Annotated in this window: 18 protein-coding genes; 12 read left to right on the forward strand and 6 right to left on the reverse strand. The window is 70.6% G+C overall.

Annotated features, from left to right (window positions below):
• Window positions 1-83: 83 nt before the first annotated feature.
• Window positions 84-398 carry a PilZ domain-containing protein gene (locus F0U63_RS24050; RefSeq protein ID WP_395848243.1) on the reverse strand — a complete coding sequence of 105 codons (315 nt, stop codon included), beginning with the start codon at window positions 396-398 and terminating at the stop codon, window positions 84-86.
• A 58-nt stretch (window positions 399-456) separates the two neighbouring features.
• Window positions 457-1,080 carry a DsbA family protein gene (locus F0U63_RS24055; protein WP_395848244.1) on the reverse strand — a complete coding sequence of 208 codons (624 nt, stop codon included), beginning with the start codon at window positions 1,078-1,080 and terminating at the stop codon, window positions 457-459.
• Between the two features lie 130 nt (window positions 1,081-1,210).
• Between F0U63_RS24055 and F0U63_RS24060 the strand changes: the two genes are divergently transcribed.
• The 5 genes from F0U63_RS24060 (at window position 1,211) to F0U63_RS24080 (ending at window position 11,571) form a co-directional block, all read left to right on the forward strand.
• Window positions 1,211-3,088 (forward strand): methylmalonyl-CoA mutase family protein, encoded by a 1,878-nt coding sequence (locus tag F0U63_RS24060; protein WP_395848245.1) that lies wholly within the window; start codon window positions 1,211-1,213, stop codon window positions 3,086-3,088.
• On the forward strand, window positions 3,088-5,277 hold the full coding sequence (gene scpA / locus F0U63_RS24065; protein WP_395848246.1) for a methylmalonyl-CoA mutase: 2,190 nt from the start codon (window positions 3,088-3,090) through the stop codon (window positions 5,275-5,277). Before F0U63_RS24060 ends, scpA begins: the two co-directional genes overlap by 1 nt.
• Complete coding sequence (gene meaB, locus F0U63_RS24070; RefSeq protein ID WP_395848247.1) at window positions 5,274-6,257, forward strand: methylmalonyl Co-A mutase-associated GTPase MeaB; 984 nt, start codon at window positions 5,274-5,276, stop codon at window positions 6,255-6,257. The genes scpA and meaB overlap by 4 nt, the downstream gene beginning before the upstream one ends.
• A 73-nt stretch (window positions 6,258-6,330) precedes the next feature.
• Window positions 6,331-9,798: a methylmalonyl-CoA mutase family protein gene (locus F0U63_RS24075; RefSeq protein ID WP_395848248.1), complete on the forward strand. Its 3,468-nt coding sequence runs from the start codon at window positions 6,331-6,333 to the stop codon at window positions 9,796-9,798.
• A 219-nt stretch (window positions 9,799-10,017) separates the two neighbouring features.
• On the forward strand, window positions 10,018-11,571 hold the full coding sequence (locus tag F0U63_RS24080; protein ID WP_395848249.1) for a LysM peptidoglycan-binding domain-containing protein: 1,554 nt from the start codon (window positions 10,018-10,020) through the stop codon (window positions 11,569-11,571).
• Here the strand turns inward: F0U63_RS24080 and F0U63_RS24085 are convergent.
• Entirely contained in the window at window positions 11,568-12,188 is a 621-nt protein-coding gene (locus F0U63_RS24085; RefSeq protein ID WP_395848250.1) for a TetR/AcrR family transcriptional regulator, read from the reverse strand. The two genes, F0U63_RS24080 and F0U63_RS24085, sit on opposite strands and share 4 nt — an antisense overlap.
• 144 nt (window positions 12,189-12,332) lie before the next feature.
• Here F0U63_RS24085 and fabF point away from each other — a divergent pair, with 144 nt between their 5' ends.
• Complete coding sequence (fabF, locus tag F0U63_RS24090; protein ID WP_395848251.1) at window positions 12,333-13,574, forward strand: beta-ketoacyl-ACP synthase II; 1,242 nt, start codon at window positions 12,333-12,335, stop codon at window positions 13,572-13,574.
• A gap of 27 nt (window positions 13,575-13,601) precedes the next feature.
• Here fabF and F0U63_RS24095 read toward each other — a convergent pair whose 3' ends face one another.
• Both F0U63_RS24095 and F0U63_RS24100 read right to left on the reverse strand, forming a co-directional pair.
• Window positions 13,602-14,852, reverse strand: coding sequence for a M91 family zinc metallopeptidase (locus tag F0U63_RS24095; RefSeq protein WP_395848252.1), 1,251 nt, complete (start codon window positions 14,850-14,852; stop codon window positions 13,602-13,604).
• Window positions 14,853-14,857: 5 nt separating this feature from the next.
• Complete coding sequence (locus tag F0U63_RS24100) at window positions 14,858-15,871, reverse strand: M91 family zinc metallopeptidase (protein WP_395848253.1); 1,014 nt, start codon at window positions 15,869-15,871, stop codon at window positions 14,858-14,860.
• A 389-nt stretch (window positions 15,872-16,260) separates the two neighbouring features.
• Between F0U63_RS24100 and F0U63_RS24105 the strand changes: the two genes are divergently transcribed.
• The 5 genes from F0U63_RS24105 to F0U63_RS24125 all read left to right on the forward strand — a co-directional run bounded on the left by F0U63_RS24105 (window position 16,261) and on the right by F0U63_RS24125 (window position 23,653).
• The gene (locus tag F0U63_RS24105; protein ID WP_395848254.1) at window positions 16,261-16,671 is read left to right on the forward strand and encodes a BlaI/MecI/CopY family transcriptional regulator; all 411 of its coding nucleotides are present in this window, start codon (window positions 16,261-16,263) and stop codon (window positions 16,669-16,671) included.
• Window positions 16,668-17,663 (forward strand): M56 family metallopeptidase, encoded by a 996-nt coding sequence (locus F0U63_RS24110; protein ID WP_395848255.1) that lies wholly within the window; start codon window positions 16,668-16,670, stop codon window positions 17,661-17,663. The genes F0U63_RS24105 and F0U63_RS24110 overlap by 4 nt, the downstream gene beginning before the upstream one ends.
• 90 nt (window positions 17,664-17,753) lie before the next feature.
• A complete protein-coding gene (locus tag F0U63_RS24115) occupies window positions 17,754-18,956 on the forward strand; it encodes a TolC family protein (protein WP_395848256.1) in 1,203 nt (400 codons plus the stop codon).
• Window positions 18,953-20,512, forward strand: coding sequence for an efflux RND transporter periplasmic adaptor subunit (locus F0U63_RS24120; RefSeq protein ID WP_395848257.1), 1,560 nt, complete (start codon window positions 18,953-18,955; stop codon window positions 20,510-20,512). The genes F0U63_RS24115 and F0U63_RS24120 overlap by 4 nt, the downstream gene beginning before the upstream one ends.
• Window positions 20,513-20,524: 12 nt before the next feature.
• Window positions 20,525-23,653, forward strand: a complete 3,129-nt coding sequence (locus F0U63_RS24125; protein ID WP_395848258.1) for an efflux RND transporter permease subunit — start codon at window positions 20,525-20,527, stop codon at window positions 23,651-23,653.
• Between the two features lie 36 nt (window positions 23,654-23,689).
• Here F0U63_RS24125 and F0U63_RS24130 read toward each other — a convergent pair whose 3' ends face one another.
• The gene (locus tag F0U63_RS24130) at window positions 23,690-25,162 is read right to left on the reverse strand and encodes a methyl-accepting chemotaxis protein (RefSeq protein WP_395848259.1); all 1,473 of its coding nucleotides are present in this window, start codon (window positions 25,160-25,162) and stop codon (window positions 23,690-23,692) included.
• A gap of 154 nt (window positions 25,163-25,316) precedes the next feature.
• Here F0U63_RS24130 and F0U63_RS24135 point away from each other — a divergent pair, with 154 nt between their 5' ends.
• Window positions 25,317-26,123 (forward strand): SDR family NAD(P)-dependent oxidoreductase, encoded by an 807-nt coding sequence (locus F0U63_RS24135; protein ID WP_395848260.1) that lies wholly within the window; start codon window positions 25,317-25,319, stop codon window positions 26,121-26,123.
• Window positions 26,124-26,145: the final 22 nt, after the last annotated feature.

Raw genomic sequence — 26,145 nt, forward strand, 5'->3', positions numbered from 1 at the left:
GCACGTGCGCGGCGCGTCCCCCCTCTGGAAACGGAGGAGGGCGCCGGGCCCAGGCGCGGAGCGTGTGGGGGGAAGGGGCGCGACTACTGCCGGGACAGCCGGTTCAGGGAGGTGGGCTCCACCGCCGAGTCCTCGTCGAAGCGGGTCGCGACGGTGTACTCCCCCTCGGGGGTCGCCTGGCAGCGCAACACGTACAGCGTCGTCCGGGGAACGCCCAGCAGGGGAATGCTCGCCTCGAGCACGTCGCCCATCTCCAGGGGCACGGACATGAGCAACAGGCAGCCGCCTTCCGAGGCGTTGATGACGTGGGCCGCCAGTTGCGCGCCGTCCCGGTGCAGCGTGATGGGCAGCCTCAGGGGGTAGCGCTGATGCCGACGGCGTTCATCCTCGTGGGACACGGGTTGCGCTCCTCTCGACCATGGGCAGCCTGACCAGGAGTGAATCTAGCACGTCCCCTCATCCGGTCGCGGCCCGCTGAATCGCTTCACGGAACACGCTCTCTGGCTGGGCTCCCGACACGGCGAAGCGGCCGTCGAAGACGAAGAAGGGGACGCCGCGGATGCCCCGCTGGTGGGCCTCGTCCGACTCGCGCTGGGTGAGCTCGAACTCGCGCGGGTCCTCGAGCAGGCGCGTGGCCTCCTCGTCCGAGAAGCCGTGCGCGACGGCCAGGCGCCGCAGCTCCACCGGGTCGGCGATGTTGCGGCCCTCGAGGAAATGCGCGCCGAAGAGCGCTCGGGCGAGCGCCTTCTGGGTGCCCTTGGGTCCCGCGTGCCGCAAGAGCGTGTGGGCCCACTGGGTGGGGTAGGTGAGGGGCTGCCGGGACAGCTCCAGGGGAATGCCACTCTCCCGCGCGGCGGACTCGACCCGCTCGAACATCGCCTGGGGATCCACGCCGTACTTCGCGCGCAGTTCCTCGTGGAGATTGCTCCCGGTGCGGGGCGTGTCGGACCGGAGCAGGAAGGCATGGTGCTCCACCCGGGCCGTGGCGGCCATGCCGAGCGAGTCGAGCGCACGCTCGAGCCGCTCCGTGCCGATGAAGCACCACGGGCAGACGATGTCGGAGAACACGTCGATCTTCATGGGGCCATCCTGTGGGCGCCCGGGGATTGACGCAACACGTTGTCGCGCTCCCTCGGCCGCCTCCCCAGAGCCCCATTGCCCCGCCGCGAAGTTGGGCCTATGGGAGAGGCCTACCCAGCGAGGACGCCGCATGTCGCAAGTGCCTCTTCACATCGCCACGGACTTCCCAGCCCCCTCGGTGGACGACTGGCGCCGGCTCGTGGACAAGGACCTGAAGGGCAAGCCCTTCACGTCGCTCCAGTCATCGCTCGAGGGGGGCCTGTCGCTGCGGCCCCTCTACACGCCAGAGGACGCGGCTGGCGCCCCTCCGCCCGAGCCTCCCGGGGTCGCCCCCTATGTGCGCGGCACCCAGCCGCTCGGCCTCACCGAGGGCGGCTGGCTCGTCTGCCAGGAGTACTCCGAGCCGGACGTGGCGCTCGCCTCCGAGGCCATCCGCGTGGACCTGGAGCGCGGAGCCCTCGGCGTGTGGTTGTGCCTCGGCGAGTCGCGGGGCATCCGCGTGGCGGAGCAGGCCTCCCTGGAGCGGCTGCTCGCCCATGTCCCGCTCGACAGGACGCCCGTGTACCTCGAGCCGGAGGCGAGGCCGCTGTCCTTCGCACACCTGCTGTTGCAGGCCGCGGACAAGGCCCGGGTGCCGCGCGAGAAGCTTCGCGGCTGCCTCGGCCTCGATCCGCTCGGCGCCCTGGCGCGCACGAATGCGCTGGCCGCGACGCCTGGAGTGGAGTGGGACGCCGAGGCGGTGTCCCTCCTCCAGTCGCTGCGCCAGGAGGCGCCGGGCCTGCGCGCGCTGCTCGTCTCGACGCGCCCCTACGCCGACGCGGGCGCCACGTCCGTGCACGAGCTGGCGTGGGCCATCGCCACGGGCGTGGAGTACCTGCGGACGCTGGAGCGCGCGGGGGTGCCCCCCGAGGATTCGGCGCGCTCCCTCCAGTTCGCCCTGTCCGTCGGGGGCCAGTTCTTCCCGGAGATCGCCAAATTGCGCGCGGCGCGGCTGCTGTGGTCCAAGGTCGTCGCCGCCTCGGGGGGCTCGCCCGAGGCGCAGGCCATGGTGCTGCACGCGCGCACCGCGAGCGCCACCAAGACCCAGAGGGATCCGTGGGTGAACATCCTGCGCGCCACCGCCGAGTCATTCGCCGCCGTGGTGGGCGGCGCGGACAGCGTGAGCACCTCGCCCTTCGACGAGGCGCTCGGGACGCCGGACGCGGGCGCTCGCCGGCTCGCGCGCAACACGCAGCTCATCCTGCGTGACGAGTCGAGCCTCAACCGGGTGGCGGACCCCGCTGGGGGCAGCTACTACCTCGAGCAGCTCACCGGGGAGTTCGCCCGCGCGGCCTGGGCGGAGCTGCGGCGCATCGAGGCGCTGGGCGGAATGGCCCGGGCGCTGGCCACGGGGGAGGTGGAGCGGGTGCTCGCCGAGACGCGCGCCGCGCGGGACAAGGCCGTGCGCACGCGCCGCCTGCCCGTCGTGGGCGTGAGCGAGTTCCCCCACCTGGGCGAGACGCCCGTGCGCCGCGAGGCCCGTCCGTCCTCTCCGGGCAACCCGTCGCTGCGCCCCACGCGGGTGGCCGAGACGTTCGAGGCGCTGCGGGACGCGAGCGACCGGTACCTCCTCACGCACGGCGTGCGGCCGCGCGCCTTCATGGCCAACCTGGGCACGGTGGCCGAGCACACCACGCGCTCGACGTGGATCGTCAACGCTCTGGCCGTCGGCGGCATCGAGGCCCAGGAGCACCACGGCTTCGCGGACGCGGCCGCCGCGGCGGAGCTCTTCGCCAGCTCTGGCGCCGCGCTCGCGGTCATCTCCGGTCCGGACGCGCTCTACCCGGAATGGGTGCCCGCGCTGTGCGCCGCGCTCAAGGCCCGAGGGGCCCAGGTGGTGGCGGTCGCGGGCCGTCCCGGGGATCACGAGGCCGCGTTCCGCGCGGCGGGCGTGGAACTCTTCATCTACGCGGGGGCGGACCTGATCGCGCTCCTGTCTTCACTGCACCAGCAGCTCGGAGTGGCCTGATGCGCACCCACGTCCCGGACTTCTCTGGCATCGACTTCGACGCTCCTGAAACGCGCCCCTCCGAGTCCGTGCTCGAGGCCCAGCGCCAGCACGCGCGCGAGGCCACCCGCGGCGCCGAGCCCTGGCTCACGCCCGAGGGCCTGCCGCTCAAGCCCGTCTTCACTCCCGAGGATCTGCGGGACGTGGAGCACCTGGGCTCGCTGCCGGGCCTGCCGCCCTTCGTGCGCGGTCCGTACTCCACCATGTACGTGCAGCAGCCGTGGACGGTGCGTCAGTACGCCGGCTTCTCCACGGCCGAGGCCTCCAATGCCTTCTACCGCCGCAACCTCGCGGCCGGACAGAAGGGGTTGTCCATCGCGTTCGACCTGGCCACGCACCGCGGCTATGACAGCGACCATCCGCGCGTGGCGGGCGACGTGGGCATGGCGGGCGTGGCCATCGACTCCATCAAGGACATGCGCATCCTGTTCGATCGCATCCCGCTCGATCAGATGAGCGTGTCGATGACGATGAACGGGGCGGTGCTCCCGGTGCTCGCGCTCTACGTGGTGGCGGCCGAGGAGCAGGGGGTGAAGCCCGAGCAGCTCAGCGGGACCATCCAGAACGACATCCTCAAGGAGTTCATGGTCCGCAACACGTACATCTACCCGCCGGGCCCGTCGATGCGCATCATCGGCGACATCTTCCGCTTCACCGCGGAGCGGATGCCGCGCTTCAACAGCATCAGCATCAGCGGCTATCACATGCAGGAAGCGGGAGCGACGCAGGACCTGGAGCTCGGCTACACGCTCGCGGACGGCGTGGAGTACGTGCGCACGGGGCTCGCGGCGGGCCTGAGCGTGGATGCGTTCGCGCCCCGGTTGTCGTTCTTCTGGGCCATCGGCATGAACTTCTTCATGGAGGTGGCCAAGATGCGCGCGGCCCGGATGATCTGGGCCAAGCTCATCAAGGGCTTCTCGCCCAAGAGCGACAAGAGCCTCGCGCTGCGCACCCACTGCCAGACGTCCGGCTGGAGCCTCACCGCCCAGGACGTGTTCAACAACGTGGTGCGCACGTGCGTGGAGGCCATGGCCGCCACCCAGGGCCACACCCAGAGCCTGCACACCAACTCGCTCGACGAGGCCATTGCGCTGCCCACCGACTTCAGCGCCCGCATCGCGCGCAACACCCAGCTCTACCTCCAGCTCGAGAGCGGCACCACGCGCGTCATCGACCCGTGGGGCGGCAGCTACTACGTGGAGCGCCTCACCCATGAGCTCGCCCAGAAGGCGTGGGCGCACATCCAGGAAGTCGAGGCGCTCGGTGGCATGACCAAGGCCATCGAAGCGGGGCTGCCCAAGCTGCGCATCGAGGAGGCGGCGGCGCGCACCCAGGCGCGCATCGACTCGGGCCGGCAGGCCATCATCGGCGTGAACAAGTACCCGCCCGAACACGAGGACAAGCTCGAGATCCTCAAGGTGGACAACTCGGCGGTGCGCGAGGCGCAGATCGCCCGGCTGCGCGAGCTGCGCGCGGAGCGCGACGCGGACGAGGTGCGCCGGCGGCTCGACGCGCTCACCGTGGCCGCGGACCGGCGCGAGGGCAACCTGCTCGCGCTCGCCATCGACGCGGCGCGGGCCAAGGCCACGGTGGGGGAAATCAGTGACGCGCTCGAGAAGGTCTTCGGACGCTACGAGGCCACGGCGCGCGGTGTGACGGGGGTGTACGCGAGCGAGGCGGGCAAGGACGCCCAGGGCATCACCGAGGCACGGGCCCGGGCCGACGCCTTCCTCGCGCGCTTCGGCCGGCGTCCGCGCATCCTCATCGCGAAGATGGGTCAGGACGGCCACGACCGCGGCCAGAAGGTCATCGCCACGGCGTTCGCGGACCTGGGCTTCGACGTGGACATCGGGCCGCTGTTCCAGACGCCCGAGGAGTCGGCGCGCCAGGCCGTGGAGAACGACGTGCACATCGTGGGCGCCAGCTCGCTCGCCGCGGGCCACCTCACGCTCGTGCCCCAGCTCCGGCAGGCGCTCGCGGCACTGGGCCGCGAGGACATCATGATCGTCGTGGGTGGCGTCATCCCCGTGCAGGACTACGACGCGCTGCGCGCCGCGGGGGCCTCGGCCATCTTCGGCCCCGGTACCGTCATCGCCAAGGCGGCCATCGAGCTGCTCGACAAGCTGACCGCCTCGCTGGGGGAGGAGTGAAGCCCCTCACGGCGGACACCTACGTGGAGGGCGTGCGCTCGGGGGACCGCGCCGTGCTCGCCCGCGCCATCACCCTGGTGGAAAGCGAGCACCCGCGTCATGCGGCGCTCGCGCAGGAGGTGCTCGCGCGGCTGCTGCCCCACACGGGAGGCAGCCGGCGCGTGGGCATCAGCGGCGTGCCGGGCGTGGGCAAGAGCACGTTCATCGACGCCCTGGGCATGCACCTGGTGGGGGAGGGCAGGCGCGTCGCGGTGCTCGCCATCGATCCCTCCAGCACCGTCACCGGGGGCAGCATCCTGGGCGACAAGACGCGCATGGCCCGGCTGTCGCGCGAACCCTCGGCGTACATCCGCCCGAGCCCCTCGAGTGGCACCCTGGGAGGCGTGGCGCGCAAGACGCGCGAGACGTTGCTCCTGTGCGAGGCCGCCGGCTTCGACGTGGTGCTGGTGGAGACGGTGGGGGTGGGGCAATCGGAGACAGTCGTCACGGACCTGGTGGACTTCTACCTGGTGCTCATGCTCGCTGGCGCGGGCGACGAGCTGCAGGGCATCAAACGCGGCATCCTGGAAGTGGCGGACATGGTCGCCATCAACAAGGCGGATGGGGACAACGCGCCCCGGGCCACGCGGGCCCAGGCCCAGTACCGCGCCGCCTTGCACCTCATGCGCGCGGGCGCCGAGCCCGAGGTCCTCACGTGCAGCGCCCTGGAGGGCACGGGCATCGCCGCGCTGTGGTCCTCCATCGAGACGCACCTCGGCACCCGCTCGGCGTCCGGGGAGCTCGCGCGCCGCCGGCGGGCCCAGCAGGTGGACTGGATGTGGGCGATGATCCAGGACGGACTGCGAGCGGCCCTGCGGGCGCACCCCGAGGTGGCCGCCCTGATTCCCACCCTGGAGCCCAAGGTGCGCGAGGGACTTGTCACCCCGACATCCGCCGCACTGCGCGTGTTGGATTGTTTCCTGCCGAAACCGCCAGCATGACGGGCCGCGTCGCGGCCCGGACGCCCGGTTCAATCGCTTGCTCCGGCCCTGGGCGCGCTCTAAGTGTACGAGCGTGAGAAACGTTCAACTGACTCCCGTTCCCAGCCCCTACAAGCCACGTTTCCACGTGCGGATCGTGACGGCGGCTTCGCTCTTCGATGGACACGACGCGGCCATCAACGTGATGCGCCGCCTCATGCAGTCCTCGGGCGCGGAAATCATCCACCTGGGTCACAACCGCTCGGTGGCGGAGATCGTCGACTGCGCCATCCAGGAGGATGCCCAGGGCATCGCCATCACCTCCTACCAGGGCGGGCACGTCGAGTTCTTCAAGTACATGATCGATCTGCTGCGCGAGCGCGGCGCGAACATCAAGGTGTTCGGCGGCGGCGGTGGCACCATCCTCCCGGCGGAGATCGAGGAGCTCCACCAGTACGGCGTGTCGCGCATCTACTCGCCGGACGACGGCCGCGCCATGGGCCTGCAGGGGATGATCGACGACCTCATCTCCCAATGTGACTTCGAGAAGCGCTCCGCGGACTTCAAGCCCCTGCTCGAGTCGCCGGCCTCGCGCGATCCCGCGAAGCTCGCCTCGCTCATCACCATCGCGGAGAACTTCCCCACCGTGGGCGAGCAGCTTCGGGGAGCCCTCGCCCAGCTCGTCGAGAAGGGCCCGCGCGTCCCCGTGCTCGGCATCACCGGCACCGGCGGCGCGGGCAAGTCGAGCCTCGTCGACGAGCTCGTGCGGCGCTTCCTCGCCGACTTCCCGGACAAGACGCTCGCGGTGCTCTCCGTGGATCCGTCCAAGCGCAAGTCCGGCGGCGCGCTGCTCGGCGATCGCATCCGCATGAACGCCATCGACCATCCGCGCGTGTATATGCGCTCGATGGCCACGCGCCAGAGCAACCTCGCCCTGTCCAAACACGTGGGCGACTCGATCGAGATCTGCAAGGCCGCCGGGTTCGATCTCATCGTGGTGGAGACCTCGGGCATCGGCCAGTCCGACACGGAGATCACCGAGCACTCGGACGTGTCGCTCTACGTGATGACGGCCGAGTACGGCGCCGCGACGCAGCTCGAGAAGATCGACATGCTCGACTTCGCCGACGTCATCGCCATCAACAAGTTCGACAAGCGCGGCTCGCTCGACGCGCTGCGCGACGTGCGCAAGCAGTGGAAGCGCAACCACAACGCCTTCTCCACGCCCGACGAGGCCTTGCCCGTCTACGGCACCATCGCCTCGCAGTTCAACGACCCGGGCATGAACCAGCTCTACCGGGCCATCGTCGATACCATCTCCAAGCGCACCGGGGCGCCGCTCCAGTCGAGCTTCCAGCTCACCCCGGGCATGAGCGAGAAGAAGTGGATCATCCCCCCCGAGCGCACCCGCTACCTCGCGGAGATCGTCGAGACGTGCGAGTCGTATGACCAGTTCGTCCGCTCGCAGGCGGCGATCGCCCGGCGGATGTACCAGTTGCACGGCACCATCGAGGCGCTGCGCAACAACGTGGGTAAGAAGCGCCTGGAGATCGTCGAGCCCAAGGACGCCTCGGACGTGGTGCAGGTCACCGAGCGCGTGGAAGGGGAGCCGGCCTACCTGGGCGAGCTGGTGGAGCTCTACCGCGATCTGGAGTCGCGCCTGCACACGGACTGCCGGCGGCTGCTCGGCGAGTGGCCCGCGACGAAGCGCCGCTACGCGGCGTCCAAGTACCAGTTCCAGGTGCGCGACAAGGTCATCGAGCTGGATCTCTACACCGAGTCGCTCTCGCACCTGCGCATCCCGAAGATCGCGCTGCCGCGCTACGAGGACTGGGGCGACATCCTCACGTGGCTCCTGCGCGAGAACGCCCCGGGCGCCTTCCCGTTCACCGCGGGCGTCTTCCCCCTCAAGCGAGAGAACGAGGACCCCGCGCGCATGTTCGCCGGCGAGGGCGGTCCCGAGCGCACCAACAAGCGCTTCCACTACGTCTCGCGCGGGCTGCCCGCCAAGCGCCTGTCCACGGCGTTCGACTCCGTCACCCTCTACGGCGAGGACCCGGATCCCCGGCCGGACATCTACGGCAAGGTTGGCAACTCGGGCGTGTCGATCGCCAACGTGGACGACGCCAAGAAGCTCTACTCGGGCTTCGATCTGGCGGACCCGTCCACGTCCGTGTCCATGACCATCAACGGCCCGGCGCCCATGCTGCTCGGGTTCTTCCTCAACGCCGCGGTGGATCAGCAGTGCGAGAAGTGGATCCGCGCCCAGGGTCTGGTGGGGGAGATCGACAAGAAGATCGACGCCCTCTACCAGGAGCGCGGGCTGCCCCGGCCCCGCTACCAGGGCGAGCTGCCCCAGGGCAATGACGGGCTCGGCCTGCTCTTGCTCGGCGTGTCCGGTGACGAGGTGCTGCCACGCAACGTGTACGAGCGCATCCGTGCGTCCACGTTGCAGTCCGTGCGCGGCACCGTGCAGGCCGACATCCTCAAGGAGGACCAGGCGCAGAACACCTGCATCTTCTCGACGGAGTTCGCCCTGCGGCTCATGGGCGACATCCAGCAGTACTTCATCGACAAGAAGGTGCGGAACTTCTACTCGGTGTCCATTTCGGGCTACCACATCGCCGAGGCCGGGGCGAACCCCATCTCCCAGCTCGCCTTCACGCTGGCCAATGGCTTCACCTTCGTCGAGTACTACCTGTCGCGCGGGATGCACATCGACGACTTCGCGCCCAACCTGTCGTTCTTCTTCTCCAACGGCATGGATCCCGAGTACTCGGTGCTCGGGCGCGTGGCCCGCCGCATCTGGGCCAAGGCGATGCGCGACAAGTACGGCGGCAATGACCGCTCGCAGAAGCTCAAGTACCACATCCAGACGTCTGGCCGGAGCCTCCACGCCCAGGAGATCGCCTTCAACGACATCCGCACCACGTTGCAGGCCCTGCTCGCGCTCAACGACAACTGCAATTCCTTGCACACCAACGCCTATGACGAGGCCATCACCACGCCCACCGAGGAGAGCGTGCGGCGCGCGCTCGCCATCCAGCTCGTCATCAACAAGGAATTCGGTCTGTCCAAGAACGAGAACCCCAACCAGGGCTCCTTCATCATCGAGGAGCTGACGGACCTGGTGGAGGCCGCCGTGCTCACCGAGTTCCGCTCCATCTCCGAGCGGGGCGGGGTGCTCGGGGCGATGGAGCGCATGTACCAGCGCTCGAAGATCCAGGAGGAGTCGCTCTACTACGAGACCCTCAAGCATGACGGCACGCTGCCCATCATCGGCGTGAACACCTTCCTGGATCCCAAGGGCTCGCCCACCGTGACGCCGCCCGAGGTCATCCGCGCCAACCGCGAGGAGAAGGATTACGCCATCGCCTCGCGCGATGCCTTCCGCAAGCGCAACGAGCAGGTGGCTCCCCAGGCACTCGAGGCCGTGCGGCGCGCCGCGCTCGACAATGGCAACATCTTCACCGCGCTGATGGACGCCTGTAAGGTCTGCACGCTCGGGCAGATCTCCCGCACGCTGTACGAGGTGGGCGGGCAGTACCGGCGCAACATGTAGTGCCCGCGAGGGCGGGACGGGGCGCGCGGAGTCACCCCCGCGGGCCCGCCCTCGCCGCGGCGCGGTGGACTCGCCCGCTGGGAGAAAAGCTCTCGGCGGTAGAGAAAAAAGCACGTCCCCAGGCAACCCGGGCCCATCCGCTCACGAGAATGTCTCAGCGGATGGGAAATGGGGAACCCTCCGTGCCTCGCGGCGAACCCTCCCCACGAGGGGTTGGACATGAGCAGCTACCGGATTCGCTCGGGTGACACGTTGAGCGGCATCGCCCGGCGCTACGGCACCACCGTGGACGCCCTGGCCAACGCCAACAACATCCGGGATCCGAACAAGATCACCGCGGGGAGCCGGTTGGACATTCCCAGCCAGCGGGCGCCCGCCACGAGCCCCCGGGTTCCGCCACCGCCTCCGCGTCCGCCCGCTCAGGCCCCGATCCCCGCGCCGCGCCCTCAGCATCGGGCCGACACCTTCACGCCCGGGCCGCAGCAGACCCCGCAGGCCAGCGCCGAGCGGACCTGGAGCGATCCGAACAATCCCGGCAAGACCTATGCGAGCCGCGATGGCGTGCCGCGCTTCAGCCAGGGGGACACGGACTGGGCGGGCTCCCGGCTGGGTGGGGCGGGCGAGGTGGGCGCGAGCAGCCGTGACAGCATCCAGCAACAGGGCTGCGCCATCACCGCCAGCGCCATGGCGGTCAGCGCCCTGAGCGGCCAGACCATCACGCCCACGCAGATGGATTCCTACCTGGACCGCTCCGGCGGCTACAGCGGCAACAGCGTGGACTTCACCCGCGTGGGCGGAGCCGCCAACACCCAGCCGCCCATCGTCCCCTCGCGCATCAGAGGGAGCCTCACGCCCGAGGGCATCGACCAGCAGCTCGACGCCGGACGTCCCGTGCTGGTGGGCGTGAACTACCGCACCACCAACACCGAGAAACCGGACCACTGGCTGACCGTCACGGGGCGCAACTCGGACGGCAGCTACCGGGCCATCGATCCGAACGGGGGCGGCGAGCTCACCCTGCACCGGGAAGGCAATCAACTGACGGCCTCGCGAGTCGAGGGGGCCCGCCACGACTACCGCTTCAGCGGCCAGGGCGTGACGTTCTCCGGCGGCAACCCGGTGCGCCCCCAGGGCCAGGACGCGGTCGCGCAGGCCAGCCCCGAGGATCTCACGCCCACCGAGCTGGCGCCCGCGGAGGCCGCCGCCGCCACCGGGGGCAATGCCGTCCTGGGCCAGCTCCAGACGCGCGGGGCCTCGGCTCGCACGGCCGGGCAGGATCGCGTGCCCGAGGGCGTCGAGGGCTCCCACCAGATGGCGGAGAGCGACCGCGCGCGCCTGGAGCGCTTCCAGGACACCTTCCAGCAGGTGGGCAACGAGTACGGTCTGCCTCCCGCGCTGCTGGCCGCGATCGCCAGCCGCGAGTCCCGTGGCGGCAATGCCCTGAACCCGGATGGCACCGCGAAGTACGATCCCAACGGCTACGGGCTGATGCAGATCGACGCCAAGCACAACCCCGAACTCGTCCGGGGTGGGCCCTACAGCCGGGAGCACGTCGCCGCCGCCGCCGGGCTGCTGCGCGACAACCTGCGGACCATCCAGAGCGAGCACCCGGACTGGAGCCCCGCCGAGCAGCTTCGTGGCGCGGTGGCCGCGTACAACATGGGGACCGACGACGTGCGGACCGTGGCGAACATGGATGTCGGCTCCACCGGGGGCGACTACTCGTCCGACGTGTGGGCCCGCGCCCAGTACCTGGCCTCGCGCGGTTTCTAGGCGCGCTGCTTGGGGCCCGGGGCAGGGGAGGTGGGCGGTGCCTCCCCCGGGTTCAGCAGCAGGGCCCGCGCGGCCGCGAGCAGCTCGTCCGACAGCGGCTGCGAGGCCGTGGCCCGCGCCAGCGTCATGGCCCCGAAGCACACCACGATCGTCGCCAACGCCTTCTGGCGCGCCGTCCTGCCCGGCTCGTCCTCCAGGTGCGCCTGGGCATCGCGCGCCAGCGCGTCGAGTTCCTCGGCGAGCATGGCCTGCACCTCGGGAGAGGAGCGCGTGAGGTCCGACAGGACGGACGGCATGATGCAGGCCGTCGTCGGATCATCCCGGAGCTGTTGGTTGAGGTAGCGGCGCACGAAGTGGCCCAGCCACTCCTGGCCCCGTAGCTCCTCGAGCCCCGCGCCCCACTGCGCCCGGCGCTGCTGGAGGAAGGCCCGCAGGCTCTCCACGACCATCGCCTCCTTCGTCGCGAAGTGCGCGTAGAAGCCCCCCACCGTCAGGCCCGCGGCGCGCATGACGCGCTCCACGCTCGCCCCCTCGAAGCCGTGCTTGCGGAAGAGCGACTCCGCGGCCGCGAGGATGCGCGTGCGTGTCGACTGCTTGTGCTCGGGTCCGTATCTCATGGAATGGCGATCATCATCGAATGGAAGCCACCCTGGCAACTTCAGGACATGGACAATGAGATTATGACCATTATATCATCCTCGTTCAAGGCCGCTTGCCCGGGAGGGAGCCGGGCGGGCCCGAGCCAGAGGAGGGTGGTCCCGATGGAGAAGCGACGCGTGGTGGTGACCGGGCTGGGGCTCATCAGCCCCTGCGGCACGGGCGTGGAGAAGAGCTGGGAGGCGCTCGTGCGAGGCCAGAGCGGCGTGGGGCCCATCACGCTCTTCGACGCGAGCGGACTGGACTGCCGCATCGCCGGAGAGGTGAAGGACTTCCGCCCCGAGGACTTCATCGATCGGCGGGAGCTGCGGCGGATGGACCGCTTCTGTCAGTTCGCGGTGGGCGCCGCGGACATGGCGATGAAGGACTCGGGGCTGGTCATCACCCCCCAGAACGCCGAGCGGGTGGCGGTGCTCGTCGGCTCGGGGATTGGCGGCATCGGCAGCCTGGAGGAGACCTACCGGCGGGTGCTGGAGAAGGGGGCGGACCGCATCAGCCCTTTCTTCATCCTGCAGATGATCATCAACATGGCGCCGGGCCACATCTCGCTGCGCCATGGCATCAAGGGTCCGAGCTGGTCCACCAACTCCGCGTGCGCCACCAGCGCCCACGCCCTGGGCGAGGCGCTCCGGGGCATCCAGCGCGGCGACTACGATGCGGCCGTGGTCGGTGGCGCCGAGGCACCCATTACGGTTCTGGGTGTGGGCGGCTTCGCGGCGATGAAGGCGGTGTCCACGCGCAATGACGCCCCCGAGCGCGCCAGCCGGCCCTTCGACGTGGATCGCGACGGCTTCGTGGTGGCCGAGGGCGCGGGGATGTTGGTGTTGGAGACGTGGGAGCACGCCCGGGCGCGCGGCGCGAAGGTGTACGCGGAGCTGTCCGGCTATGGTGCCAGCTCGGACGCGTACCACGTGACGCACCCCGCGCCCGGCCATGAGGGCGCCCAGCGCAGCATGCGGCTCGCCCTGGCGGACGCGCGACTCACGCCCTCGGACATCGGCTACATCAACGCCCATGGCACGTCCACGGACGTGGGCGACGTGCTGGAGATGGAGGGCATCGCCCAGGTGTTCGGCGAGGCGGCCCAGCGGGTCGCCGTCTCCTCCACCAAGTCCATGACGGGGCACATGAATGGCGCGGCTGGCGCGGCCGAGGCCGTCATCAGTGTGCTGGCGCTCCAGCGCGGGGTGCTGCCTCCCACCATCAACCTCGAGAAGCAGGATCCCCGAATCACCCTCGACTGCATCCCCCAGTGCGCGCGCGAGAAGCGGGTGGAGGCGGTGATGAGCAACTCGTTCGGCTTCGGGGGGACGAACGTGTCGCTCGTGTTCCAGCGGCCGGCATGAGGCGGGGAGGGGGCACGCCTCCCCGGGTCACTTCTCCAGGTGGTTGACGATCTGCTGGACGTCCTGGGCCCGTTGGTCCGCTCCGGGGATGGGCGCGCCCTTGACCTTCTGCCAGGCGGTGCGGGTATCGGGCACCTGCTTCATGTCCTGCAGACCCGCCGCGGCATCCTCGGGGGTGTAGCCCGAGTAGTCCGTGCGCTGCGGCATCCCGAGCTGCTGGCGGATCTTGTTCTCCGACGGAGCATTGGGACGCCCCGGGGTCGGTTGCATCCCCACCGTCTCGAACTCTTCCTTGAGCTGGGCGTGGAAGTTGACCTTCCCCTGGAGCTTCGGGTCGCCTCCGCTGGCTGAATCGAAGACAGGGTGGTGCTGGAGATTGCTGTGCTGCACCGTTCCCACCTGCATGCCATTGGCCGCGCGATGGGCGTGAACCATCTCATGCCCCAGGCTGTTGGCGCGATTCGTGGGGGAGCTGGCTTCATTGGCGTTGTAGGTCACCGTGCTGGCCCGGCCCGCGCCCGCGTGACCACCGGCACGGTAGGCCGGGGTTGTTTCGAGGAGCGCCTTCTGCTGGTGCTTCTCCATCACCTGGGCCTGGCCCGCCTTGTCACCCGGGCGCAGCGCGGCCAGATCGTTGCCGATGGCCACCCGGTCGAACTCGCCCAGCCGGGGCCCGTGGGTCATCGACTTGCCGGCATGGATGTCCACGGCCGTCGCCGGGTTCTGGGCCGTCCCCAGGGAGCCATTGTTGAGTCGCGCGGTGCTGCCGTTGATGTCCGTCAGCATCTTGTTGCCGACGGACTGCGTCCCATTCGGATTGTTCTCCATCAGCGTGTGGATGGAGGCCCGGGAGTCGCGCGTGTGATCCGCGAACTCATGGGCCGGCAGGTTGTCCCGGCGGGTGCGGATGCCGGGCAGGTCCGGGTGCACCACGCCGTGGTCGGTCTTCTTGAGCGACGCCCGGCCCTGCTTGAGTTCTTCCTCGAGCGACGCGTTCACGTTCCGGGGAGGCTGGCCGGGCGCGGCGGTCGTGGCGGACCGCGGAGGGGGAGGCGGAGCGGGGGGAGGGGCGGTGGTGCCGCTCAGGTTGACGCCCCCCCTGGCCGAGGGCCGCATGGTCGGAGAGAGGGAATCGGTGACCGGGGGCGGAGCGGTGGGGCCCGTGGCCTGGGCGCGCTGCGTGGGCGCCGGGGTCGCGGTGGGAGTCGTCGGCGCGCTGCGAGCCGTCGGGGTCGTCGGAGAAGGGGGAGTGCTGACGTTCGGCCGGTTGACTTTCATGGGTGTCACTTCTCCAGATGGTTGACGATCTCGGCGACCGGCGGCTGCTTCTGGGTGAGCCGATCCAAGACACTGCCCTTGACGTGCTTGTTGACCTCGAGCAGCTCTTGATGGTTGGCGCCCCCGGGAACCTCACCCGAGTAGTTCGTGCGCGGGGGCATCCCAAGCTCCTTGCGGATCTTGTTCTCCGTCGGAGCATCGGGATTGCCCGGAGTGCGCTGGCGGCCCACCGTCTCGAACTCCTCCTTGAGGAGGGCGTGCTGGTTGATGACCTCCTTGGGATAGTTCACATCCCCTGGATTCTTGGGCTCGAAGGGCTTGAGCGCGGGGTGCTGGGCATGCTTGCTGGCTTCCAGCGGGGCGACCTGGACGCCATGGGCCGCGCGATGGGCGTGAACCATCTCGTGCCCCAGGCTGTTGGCGCGGAAGTCCCCGGGACGCAGCGCCACGTCCCCCGGCTCGCTCCTGCCGCCATTGGGATTGTATTTGACGGTGCTGGCGGCGCCCGTGCCCGGCTGGCCATCGAAGCGGTACGCGGGCTTCGACTCCGCGAGCTTCTGCGCATCGGTGGCTCCCGGGGAGACCCGGGGCTGGTGGGTCATCTTGTTGGCGGAGTGGATGTCCACGGCCGTCAGGGGTTTCTGGGGCGTCCCCGTGGCGCCGGGGTTGAGCCGCCCGGTGCTGTTGTTGATGTCCGTCAACATCTGGTTGCCGGTGGGAGTCTCCATCAGCCGGTGCGTGGAGACCCGGGCGTCGCGCGTGAAGTCGGCGTACTCATGGGGCTCTGACAACGGATTGCGGTGGGTGCGGATGCCCGGCAGGTCCGGATGCACGACACCGTGGTTCGCCGGCTTGAGCGACGCCCGATTGAGTTCCTCCTGGAGCGAGGCGTTCACGCTCTGGGGAGGCTTGCCGGAGGCGGAGGCCGGGGGAGGGCGCGGAGCGGGAGGCGGCGGTGGAGCGGGGGGAGGGGCGGTGGTGCCGCTCAGGTTGACGCCCCCCCGGGCCGAGGGCCGCATGGTCGTGGAGAGTGAATCGGTGACCGGGGGCGGAGCGGTGGGGCCCGTGGCCTGGGTGCGCTGCGTGGGCGCCGAGGGTGAAGTGGGAGTCGTCGGCGATGTCGGCGCACTACGAGCCGTCGGGGTCGTCGGTGAAGGAGGTGCGCTGGCGTTCGGCCGGTTGACTTTCATTTCCGACATTATCGTCACGACTCGACGAAAGATGCGAAACCGGCCCCATTCATTTCCAGTTTGTGCCTGAAAACCAGTTCTCGAGAATCAGGCACGAAAAGTCTCGCAGGACGAGAGCGGCGGGTTGTCGCTCCCACGACGAACGGACTGTTCGTGCTCCAGCGATGGAGGGGAGCACCGATTGACGGTCGGTTTTTGTTTCCCTAACGTCGTGGACCATGGGGTCCGGTCCTGTTCGTCCGCCGCTGCTCGGTGAGCTCGAAGCCGCCGTGATGAACCACCTGTGGTCGGGAGGTGACGGCGATGCGAAGTCCGTTCACGCGGCACTCGGCAAGCGGCGGGGGATCACGCTCAACACGATCCAGTCGACGCTCAAACGCCTCTTCGAGAAGGGGCTGCTCGAACGGGACAAGGTCAGCCACGCGCACGTGTACAAGGCCCGGGTGAGCCGCGAGGAGTTCCACCGCGACCTCGTGGGCGAGCTCGTCGGCGGCTTGATGGATGGGCAGGCCGAGGCCGTGGTGTCGGCGTTCGTCGATGTCACCGAGCGCGCGGGCCTGGAGCACCTCGAGCGCCTGGAAGCGCTCGTGGCGGAGCGGCGGCGGAGACTCGAACGGGGGTCGCGATGAGCCCCGCCCTGCACAGCGTGCAATTCTTCCTGCTGGCCGCGGTCGCGTTCCTCGCCCTCGGCTCGCTCCTGTCGGCCGTGGGGGCGCGCGCGTTCGCGGCCCGGTTGTCGCGTTGGGAGCCGAGGGCCCGCCATCGTGCCCTCGTCTTGTTGGCGGTGTTGCCCGTGCTCACGGCGCTCGCGCTCATGTTGTCCGCGAGCCTCCCGTCGCTGCTCTCGCTCGTGGTGCCGGAGCTCGACCACTGCGCCACGCATGACGACGGGCATGCGCACCTGTGCTTCGTCCACCTGCCCGGCAGCGGAATCCACCTGGCCTGGGTCCTGGGGCTCGTCTTCCTCGTGAGCTACGCCTCGCTGCGCGTGGCCCTCGGGGCCTCGGACGTGGTGCGCGCGGTGCGCGTGCTCGGTGCCCTCACGAGGACCGGCGAGCCACGCCGGGACCTGGGGGTCATCGTGCTGGAGACCTCGCGGCCCGTGTGCCTGACGGCGGGCCTCTGGCGCCCCCGGGTGCTGCTGTCGCGCGGGCTGCTCGACTCGCTCGGCGAGGAGGAGCGCGCCGTCGTCCTGGCCCACGAGCGGGCCCATGTGCGCCGCCGCGATGCCCTCGTCGCCAGCCTCGTGCGCGCGCTGGCCGTAGTGCACCTGCCCCGGGTCGCGCGCTGGCTCGTGCGCGAGCTGGAGATCGCCGCCGAGCAGGCGTGTGACGAGGACGCCGCCAGGGCCGTGGGCGATCGTGTCGCCGTGGCCTCCGCGATCTTGAGCGTCGAGCGCGCGACGCGGCACGCGGTGGCCGAGCGGCTCGTGCCCGTGGCCGTCGCGTTCGGGCAATGCGCGGTGGCGCGGCGCGTGGAGTCGTTGCTCGCCGAGCCCGTGCCCACGCGGTCGCTGCGCGGGGTGGCGCTCGGTCTCGTCGCCGCGCTCATGGGCGTACTCGGCACCTCCGCCACGCTGCACCACCTGACCGAGTCCCTTCTCTCCGTCGTCGCTCACTGATCTGTCATGGCCCTCGCTCTCCCGACCTGTCTTCGTCCGCGCGGAAAACCGAGGGACGCTCGGTTTTTCGCGCGCCTCCTGCTCGTCCTCGTGTTCGCCGCGAGCGCCGAGGCGCGGGAGTCCGAACCGGGCCCGGTGCTCACCGAGAGCGAGGCCGTGGCCCGCGCGCTTCGCCGGGCCCCGCTGCGCGATACCCTCGAGGGAGACGTCACCGCCGAGCAGGGACGTGGACGGGCCGCGGGCGCCCATCCCAACCCGCAGCTCGCGTTCACGCGCGAGCAGACCTTCGGCGCCTCCGGGTCGCGCGAGGACTATCTCTCGCTCGCCCAGACGTTCGATCTCGGCGCCCGGCGCGCGCTCCAGGGCGAGGCCGGCGAGGCGCGGGCACGTGCCGCCCGGCGGGAAGGTGAGGCCGCGGGGCTGTCGGTCGCCGCGGAGGCCCGTCTGCGCTTCCACGAGGTGCTCTATCGGCAAGCCCGGGTCCGCACGCTGGAAGGGTGGGGGGAGCGGATCGAGCAGGCGCTGACCTTCGTGACGCGTCGTGAGCAACGAGGCGATGCCGCGACGTACGACCGGAGGCGTGTCGAGCGGGAGCGCGCCGTGGCGACGGGCCGGCTGGAAACGGAGCAGGCCGCGCTCGAGCGCGCACGGGCCCGGCTCCAGGCACTCCTCGGCGCCGACGTGCCCGCGCCGGGTGTGACGGGAACGCTCCTGCCCGAGACGGACCCCGCGGAGCTCCCGGCCCTGCGCGCCTCGAGTGGCTCGCGTCCGGAGTTGCTGGCGCTCGACCTGCGCATCGAGGCCGCCACGCTCGAGCACCGCGCGGCCTCCCGCTGGTGGGCACCGGACCTGCTGCTCGAGGGCGGCTGGAAGGGCGTGGACCTCGGAAGCCAGGGGCGCACCGATGGGTTCCTGCTCGGGGCGTCCTTGTCGCTTCCGTTGTGGGATCGCTCGTCGGGGCTCGCCCATATCGCCGAGGGCGAGGCCCGGGCCGCGCGAGGGCGTCGCGCGCTGCTCGAGTCGGAGCTCGACGGGGAGTTGGCGGGCGCCCGGGCGGAAGCCGTCCGGCTGCGCCGCGCCGCCGCGGAGTTCCACGAGCGCACCACCGAGGTGTCCAGCGAGCTCGTGCGCATCGCCTCGGCGGGGTACGCGGGCGGGGAGCTGGGGCTGCTCGAGCTGCTCGATGCCTGCCGGGGTGCCACGGACGATTCCCTCACCGCGCTCGACATGGCGCACGCCGCGCGCCGGGCGCGCATCGAGCTGGATCGGCTCACGGGAGTGGGGTTGCCATGAAACGTCTGAGGATTCTCCTGCCCCTCGTGCTCGTGGTGGCGTGCCACTCACATTCCCACGATGGTGACGCGGAGCACGGCCATGCGCACGGGCATGACGCGGCGGACGAACGGCCCGCGCTCTCATGGACGCACTGGACCGAGGCCAGTGAGCTCTTCATCGAGCTGCCAGCGCTGGTGCGTGGAGAGGAATCGCCCTGCGCGGCCCACGTGACGAAGCTCGAGGGCTTCGCGGCGCTGGCCGAGGGGCGGGTGAGCGTGGTGCTGCGGGGTGACTCCGGTGAGGAGCGCTTCGACAGTCAGGGCCCGTCGGTTCCGGGCATCTTCCGCCCCGTGGTGAAGCCGGCCGCTGCGGGCAGGCGCCGGCTGCTCGTGGAGATCCGGGCGCCGGGCCTGTCCGCGGACCACGATCTCGGCGACGTGACGGTGTTCGAGAGCGCCGCCGCCGCGCGCGCCGCGATCCCCGAGGAGCCCGAGGTCCCGGGCCGCATCCCGTTCCTCAAGGAGCAGCAGTGGCCCATCGAGTTCGCGACCGCGCTCGTCTCCGAGCACGCCCTGCGTCCGACCCTGCGCGCCACCGGCGAGGTGCGTGCCCGGTCCGACGGAGAGGTCCTCGTGAGGGCGCCCGCCGCGGGCCGGGTCGCGACGAGTGGAAAGGCCTTTCCACGCCTCGGCCAGCAGGTCTCCGTCGATGATCCACTCGGGGCGATCGCGCCCCGGCTCGAGGCCGCGGACGTGGCGTCCCTCGAGCTGGCCGTCACCCGCGCGGAGCTGGAGCTGCGCTTCGCGGAGCGCGAGCGCGAACGCCTCGAGAAGCTACGGGCCGAGGGAGCGGTGCCCGAGCGGCGCGTCGAGGAGGCGGTCCATGCGAGCCAGGACGCCCAGGCCTCGCTGGAGGCGGCGCGGCGGCGGCTCGAGCAGTTCCGCCGCGTGCAACGGATGGCCGGGAGTGGCGAGGGCACGGTTTCCCTGCGCGCTCCGTTGGCGGGCACCATCACCGAGGTGCACGTGGCCCCGGGCGCCTTCGTCGAGGCGGGCGCGCCGCTGTTCCGGGTCACCGATCTCACCCAGCTCTGGCTGGAGGCCCGCGTGCCCGAGGTCGACGTGGGCCGGCTCGGCACTCCCCGGGGCGCGTCGTTCCTCGTCGAGGGCAGTGACGAGGCCATCGAGCTTCCCGCCGACGCGCTGGTCGCTCGGGGACACGTCATCGATCCGCTCACGCGCACGCTTCCGCTCGTGTTCGCGGTGGACAACGCGGGGGCCCGGTGGGCGGTGGGGGCGTTCGCGCGTGTCTTCCTCGTCAACGGCGAGGAGCGCCGTGCCCTCGCCGTACCGGAGTCGTCGGTGGTCGACGACAGTGGCGTGTCCGTCGTCTTCGTGCAGGTGGAGGGAGAGGCCTTCGAGCGCCGGGTGGTACGCCTCGGGGTGCGCGACCGGGGCCAGGTCGAGGTGCTGAGCGGCGTTCGCGCCGGAGAGCATGTCGTCACGCGCGGCGCGTGGTCCGTGAAGCTCGCCGCGTCGAGCGGCTCCATTCCCGCCCACGGGCACTCGCACTGAGAGGGCGCCGGCATGATCGACGCGATTCTTCGTGGCTCCCTCTCGCATCGCCTCGCGGTGCTCATCGTCGCGAGCGTGATGCTCGTGTGGGGGGCGTACACCGCCTCGCGGATGCCGGTCGACGTCTTCCCGGATCTCACGGCGCCCACGGTGACCGTCATCACCGAGGGGCATGGCATGGCGCCCGAGGAACTCGAGACGCGGGTGACCCTGCCCATCGAGTCCTCCCTCAACGGCGCGCCGGGCGTCAGGCGCGTGCGCTCGGCGACGGGGGTCGGCATCTCGGTCATCTACGCCGAGTTCGACTGGGGGACGGACATCTACCGCGCTCGGCAGACCGTGAGCGAGAAGCTCCAGCTCGTGCGCGACGCGCTTCCCGCCGAGGTGGAGGCGCCAGTGCTCGCCCCCATCTCGTCCATCATGGGGGAGATCCTCTTCCTCGCCGTGACGGCCGGGCAGGCGACGGAGATGGAGGCGCGGACGTTCGCGGACTTCACGCTGCGCAGGCGGTTGCTCGCCGTGCCCGGCGTGTCGCAGGTCATCGTGACGGGCGGTGAGCGCAGGCAGTTCGAGGTCGTGCTCCGGCCCGAGCGTCTGGCGGCCCAGGGGGTGACGGTGGGGGAGGTGGTCCGGGCACTCGAGGAGACGAACACCAACGTGTCGGCGGGCTTCGTGAACGAGGGGGGACAGGAGTACCTGGTGCACGGCGTCGGCCGGGTGCGCACGCCCGAGGATGTGGCGGAGACGCTCGTCACCTGGCGCGGGGAGCAGCCCGTCCTCGTGCGTCACCTCGGCGAGGTCCGGATCGGCGCCGCGCTCGCCCGGGGAAAAGGCTCCTTCGGCGGCCAGCCCGCGGTCATCGTCGGCGTGCAGAAACAACCGGGCTCCAACACCCTGGAGCTCACCCGGCGCATCGACCGGGAACTCGACGAGCTGTCACGCACGCTGCCCTCGGGAATGACCCTCCAGCGCGACATCTTCCGCCAGGCGGACTTCATCGAGGTGGCCATTGGCAACGTGCTCGAGGCGCTTCGGGATGGTGTCGTGCTCGTGCTCCTCATCGTCCTCGCGTTCCTGCGCAGCGGGCGCGCCAGTGCCATCACCCTCATCGCCATTCCGCTCTCGCTCGTGACGGCGGTGTTCGCGCTGTCCGCGTTCGGTGCGACCCTCAACACCATGACCCTGGGCGGCATGGCCATCGCCGTCGGCGAGCTGGTGGACGACGCGGTCATCGACGTGGAGAACGTCGTGCGGCGCCTGCGGCAGAACGCGCTGCTGCCCGAGGGCTCCCGGCGCCCCGCGCTCGAGATCGTCCTCACCGCCAGCCAGGAGATTCGCGGCAGCATCGTCTTCGCGACGCTCATCGTGGTGCTCGTCTTCCTGCCGCTGTTCTTCCTCTCCGGAGTCGAGGGGCGGCTCCTGCAGCCGCTCGGGGTCGCGTACGTGGTCTCGCTCGCCGCCTCGCTCTTCGTCGCCGTGACGCTCACCCCGGTGCTGTGCTCCTACCTGCTGCCCGGCTCGAAGGCCGTCTCCGCGGCGCACGAGCCGCGTTTGTCCCTGTGGCTCAAGCGCGAGTACACGCCGCTGCTCGACGGAGCCATCCAGCGCTGGCGGCTCGTGGCCTCGGTCTCGTTCGCCTTGCTGGCGACGGCGGGTGTCGCGCTCGCGCTGTCGGGCCGCTCCTTCCTCCCCGAGTTCCGGGAGGGCACGTTGACCATCGCGGCGGTGACGCTTCCTGGCACCTCGCTCGCCGGGTTCGATGCCACGGGAAGGCGGATCGAACAGCTCCTCCTGCGGCATCCCGAGGTGGTTTCCGTCGCGCGCCGCACGGGCCGCGCCGAGATGGACGAGCACGCCCAGGGGGTGAATGCCTCCGAGCTCGACGTGAGCCTGCGCGAGACGGAGCGCTCCCGGGAGGCGTTCCTCGAGGCCTTGCGGCGGGACTTCTCGCTGCTGCCGGGGGTGAGCATCACGATCGGCCAGCCCATCTCCCATCGCATCGATCACATGCTCTCCGGCACGCGGGCGAGCATCGCGGTCAAGGTCTTCGGAGACGATCTCGCCGAGCTGCGCCGCGTGGGCACCGAGGTCGAAGCCGCGATGCGCGGTGTGCCGGGCGTGGTGGATCTCTCCCGGGAGCAGCAGGCGGACATCCCCTTCGTGCGCGTCCGCTTCGATCGCGTCGCCATCGCCCGCCATGGCCTGCGCATCGCCGACGTCGCGCGCGCTCTGGAGGTGGGGTCGGGCGTGCATGTCGTGTCGCAGGTGATGGAAGGACAGGCGGTCTTCGATCTCGTGGTGCGCACCGAGCCGAGCCGCGTCCAGTCCCTCGAGGATCTCCAGGAGCTGCTCGTGACGACGCCGCGCGGAGCCAGGGTTCCGCTGCGCGCGCTCGCGCACGTCCACCGCGACCGGGGGCCGAACGAGATCGGCCGGGAGAACGTGCAGCGCAAGCTCGTCGTGAGCTGCAACCTCGCGGGGCGTGACGTCGTGAGCGTGGTGCGCGACATCCAGACGGCCGTGGAACGCGCGGTGCGCCTGCCCGCGGGCTACCAGATCGTGTATGGGGGGCAGTTCGAGAGCGCGGAAGGCGCCACCCACACCCTGGGGCTGCTCGGCCTCGCGTGCCTCGTCGGCATGTTCGGACTGCTGTACACGGCGTTCGGCTCGGTGCGGGACGCGGTGCTGGTGATGGCCAACCTCCCCCTGGCGCTCATCGGAGGCGCGGCCGGGGTCCTGCTCCAGGGTGGGGTGCTCTCGATCGCGTCACTCGTGGGCTTCATCACGCTGTTCGGCATCGCGACACGCAACGGCATCATGCTCGTCTCGCACATCCGGCACCTGGTCCACGAGGAGGGCGTACGCGACATCGACGAGGCCGTCCGGCGCGGCGCCCAGGAGCGGCTCGTGCCCATCCTGATGACGGCGCTCGCGGCGGGGCTCGGCCTGGTGCCCCTCGCGCTCTCCGGTGGCGAGCCGGGCAGTGAGATCCAGGCCCCCATGGCCGTGGTGATCCTGTGCGGCCTGTCGAGCTCGACCGCGCTCAACATGTTCGTCGTGCCCGCCCTGTACCGCCGCTTCGGCGCGCTGGCGCGTGGCGCGGACAGGCAAGGGGCCGAGGCTCCCCCCGGGGCCCCGTGACGTGGGACCGCCAGGGCAGGGGCCTCGGCGCGCGGCTCAGGCCTCGGCGCGGGCGTTGACGATGGCGTGCAGCTGCTTGGACAGCTGCGAGAGCTGATTGGCCGTCTGCATCGTCTGCGAGGAGGTCGTCTCCGCCTGACGGGCCGTCTGCGCCACCTCGAGGATGGCGGTGTTCACCTGCTCCACCGCCGTCGTCTGCTGCTGGGTGCTCAGCTCGATTTCCCGCGCCACGTCCAGGTTGGAGCGCACCAGCTCCGCGATGCGCCGGAAGTTGCCGGCCACCTCGCTGAACTGCTTGGCGCTGCTCTGCACCGCCTTGGAGCCGTCCTCGGTGGCCATGATGGTGGTGTTGGAGGCGGCGCGGATCTCGTCGATGAGCACGCGGATGTCCTTGGTCGCGCCGCCCACCCGGTCCGCCAGCTTGCGGATTTCATCCGCCACCACGGCGAAGCGCTTGCCGTGCTCGCCCGCGCCCGCGCTTTCAATCGTCGCGTTGATGGCGAGGATGTTCGTCTGCTCGGACAGCTCGTTGATGATGTCCAGGATGCCGCCGATCTCCTGCGAGCGCTTGCCCAGCTCCAGCATGTGCGTGACGATCGCGTCCACCTGGCGGCTCACCACGTCGATGGCCTCCTGGGCGCGCTGCACCGTGTCCTTGCCCGTCTGCGCCGCCCCCGCGGTGTCGTCCGCCACGCGCGCCACCTGCTGGGCGCTGCCGGCGATCTGCCGCGACGTGGACAACAGCTCCTTCACGGTGATGGAGATCTCCGTCGTGGCCGAGGCCTGCTCGCGCGCACCGGACACCTGCTGCGAGGCCGCCGAGTGCAGCTCGGCCGACGAGCCCTGCACCTGGGCGATGGCCGTCTGCAGCTTGCGCTCCAGGCTCCTGCCGATGACCAGCGCCACCAGCGAGGTGAAGACCAGGAGCGCGAAGCCGTCGATCCAGAAGAACCTGTCCAGCTCGGCCGTCTCGTCCGTGCGCCCCTGCTCGCGCGCCGCGAGCTGCTGCTCCTCATGCTGGCGCAGCTCGGCGACCGTCCCGCGCAGGCTCTCCATTACCCGCGGGCCCTCACTGTTCTTCAGGCGCGCCAGGGCGGCGTCGAGCCCCTGGTCGCGGCGCGTGTCGATGTTGGCGCGCAGGCTGGCCAGGCGCTGATCGGCCAGGCTCTTGAACGTGTCCAGACGCCGCAGTTGCTCGGGGCTGCCGGAGAGCAAGGTGCGCAGGGGCTCGAGCTCCCGGGTCAGGTTGGTCGACGCCTGGCGGTAGGGCTCGAGCGCGTCCTCGTTGCCGGTGATGAGGTAGTCGCGCTGTCCCGACTCCGCGTCCTTGATGAGGGAGAAGACCCGCTCGAGCTGCCCGAGCGTCTGATGGCTCCGCTCGACGAGGAGCGCGGCGTTCATGAGCTTCTGGGTGCTGTTCCGGGTCAGGAAGATGAAGCACGTAATCAACGTCGAGATCAGGAGCAAACCCACGAAGAACTGCCGCCCCACGGTCCATCTCGAAAACATCGTCTCGTCTCCTCGGCCGGGGGAGGGCCCCCCCAAACACCAGCGTGCCCGGAGTGTACGCGAACCGTGGGCGTTCGGCGCGCCCCTCCGCCTGCTCCCTCTGTCCACACAAAGCGGTTGACGGCCCGTGCGGGCCCGGGGAAGCGTGGAGGGCATGGATCAAGACTCGCGGACGCGGCCGTATGCACTGGTGACGGGAGCCTCCAGCGGCATTGGCCGGGAGCTGGCGGTGGTACTCGCGCGCGAGGGGCACGCGCTGGTGTTGGTGGCCCGGCGCACCGAGCCCCTGCGCGCCCTGGCCGAGCAGCTCGAGCGCGCCCATGGCACCCCCTGTGTGGTGGTGGGCGCGGATCTCGGCACCCCCGGGGGCGTGGCCGAGGTGACACGCGAGGTGGAGGCGCGGGGGCTCTCCATCGAGGTGCTGGTGAACAACGCCGGCTTCGGCCTGGCGGGCCCCGTCGCCACGCTGCCCGCCGAGTCCCAGCTCGGGATGATCGATCTGAACATCCGGGCGCTCACCGCGCTCACCCGGGCGTTCCTCCCGGGGATGGTGGCGCGGGGCCGGGGCTACGTGCTCAACGTCGCGTCGACGGCGGCCTTCCTGCCGGGCCCTCTCATGGCCGTCTACTTCGCCTCCAAGGCGTACGTGCTGTCCTTCTCCAACGCGCTCCACGAGGAGCTGCGAGGGCAGGGCGTCCGGGTGACGGCCCTGTGCCCGGGCTACACCGAGACGGAGTTCTCCGTGCGCGCCTCCGAGCACCAGCGGCCCCGGCTCTTCGCGGGACCGCTCGGCACGGGCAACGCGCGCCAGGTGGCCGAGGTGGGCTACCGGGGCATGAAGCGGGGCAAGGCGGTGGTCATTCCGGGCTTCCTCAACGTGCTGAGCGCCTGGTTCGTGAGGTTCGCGCCGCTGGCGCTCAAGCTGCGCATGACCCGCTACCTCAACGCGAGCGGGACGTAGGGCCTGGGAAATCCCCAGGAAT

Origin of the sequence: Cystobacter fuscus (genome assembly GCF_044360685.1) — a bacterium.
Taxonomy (GTDB): domain Bacteria; phylum Myxococcota; class Myxococcia; order Myxococcales; family Myxococcaceae; genus Cystobacter; species Cystobacter fuscus_C.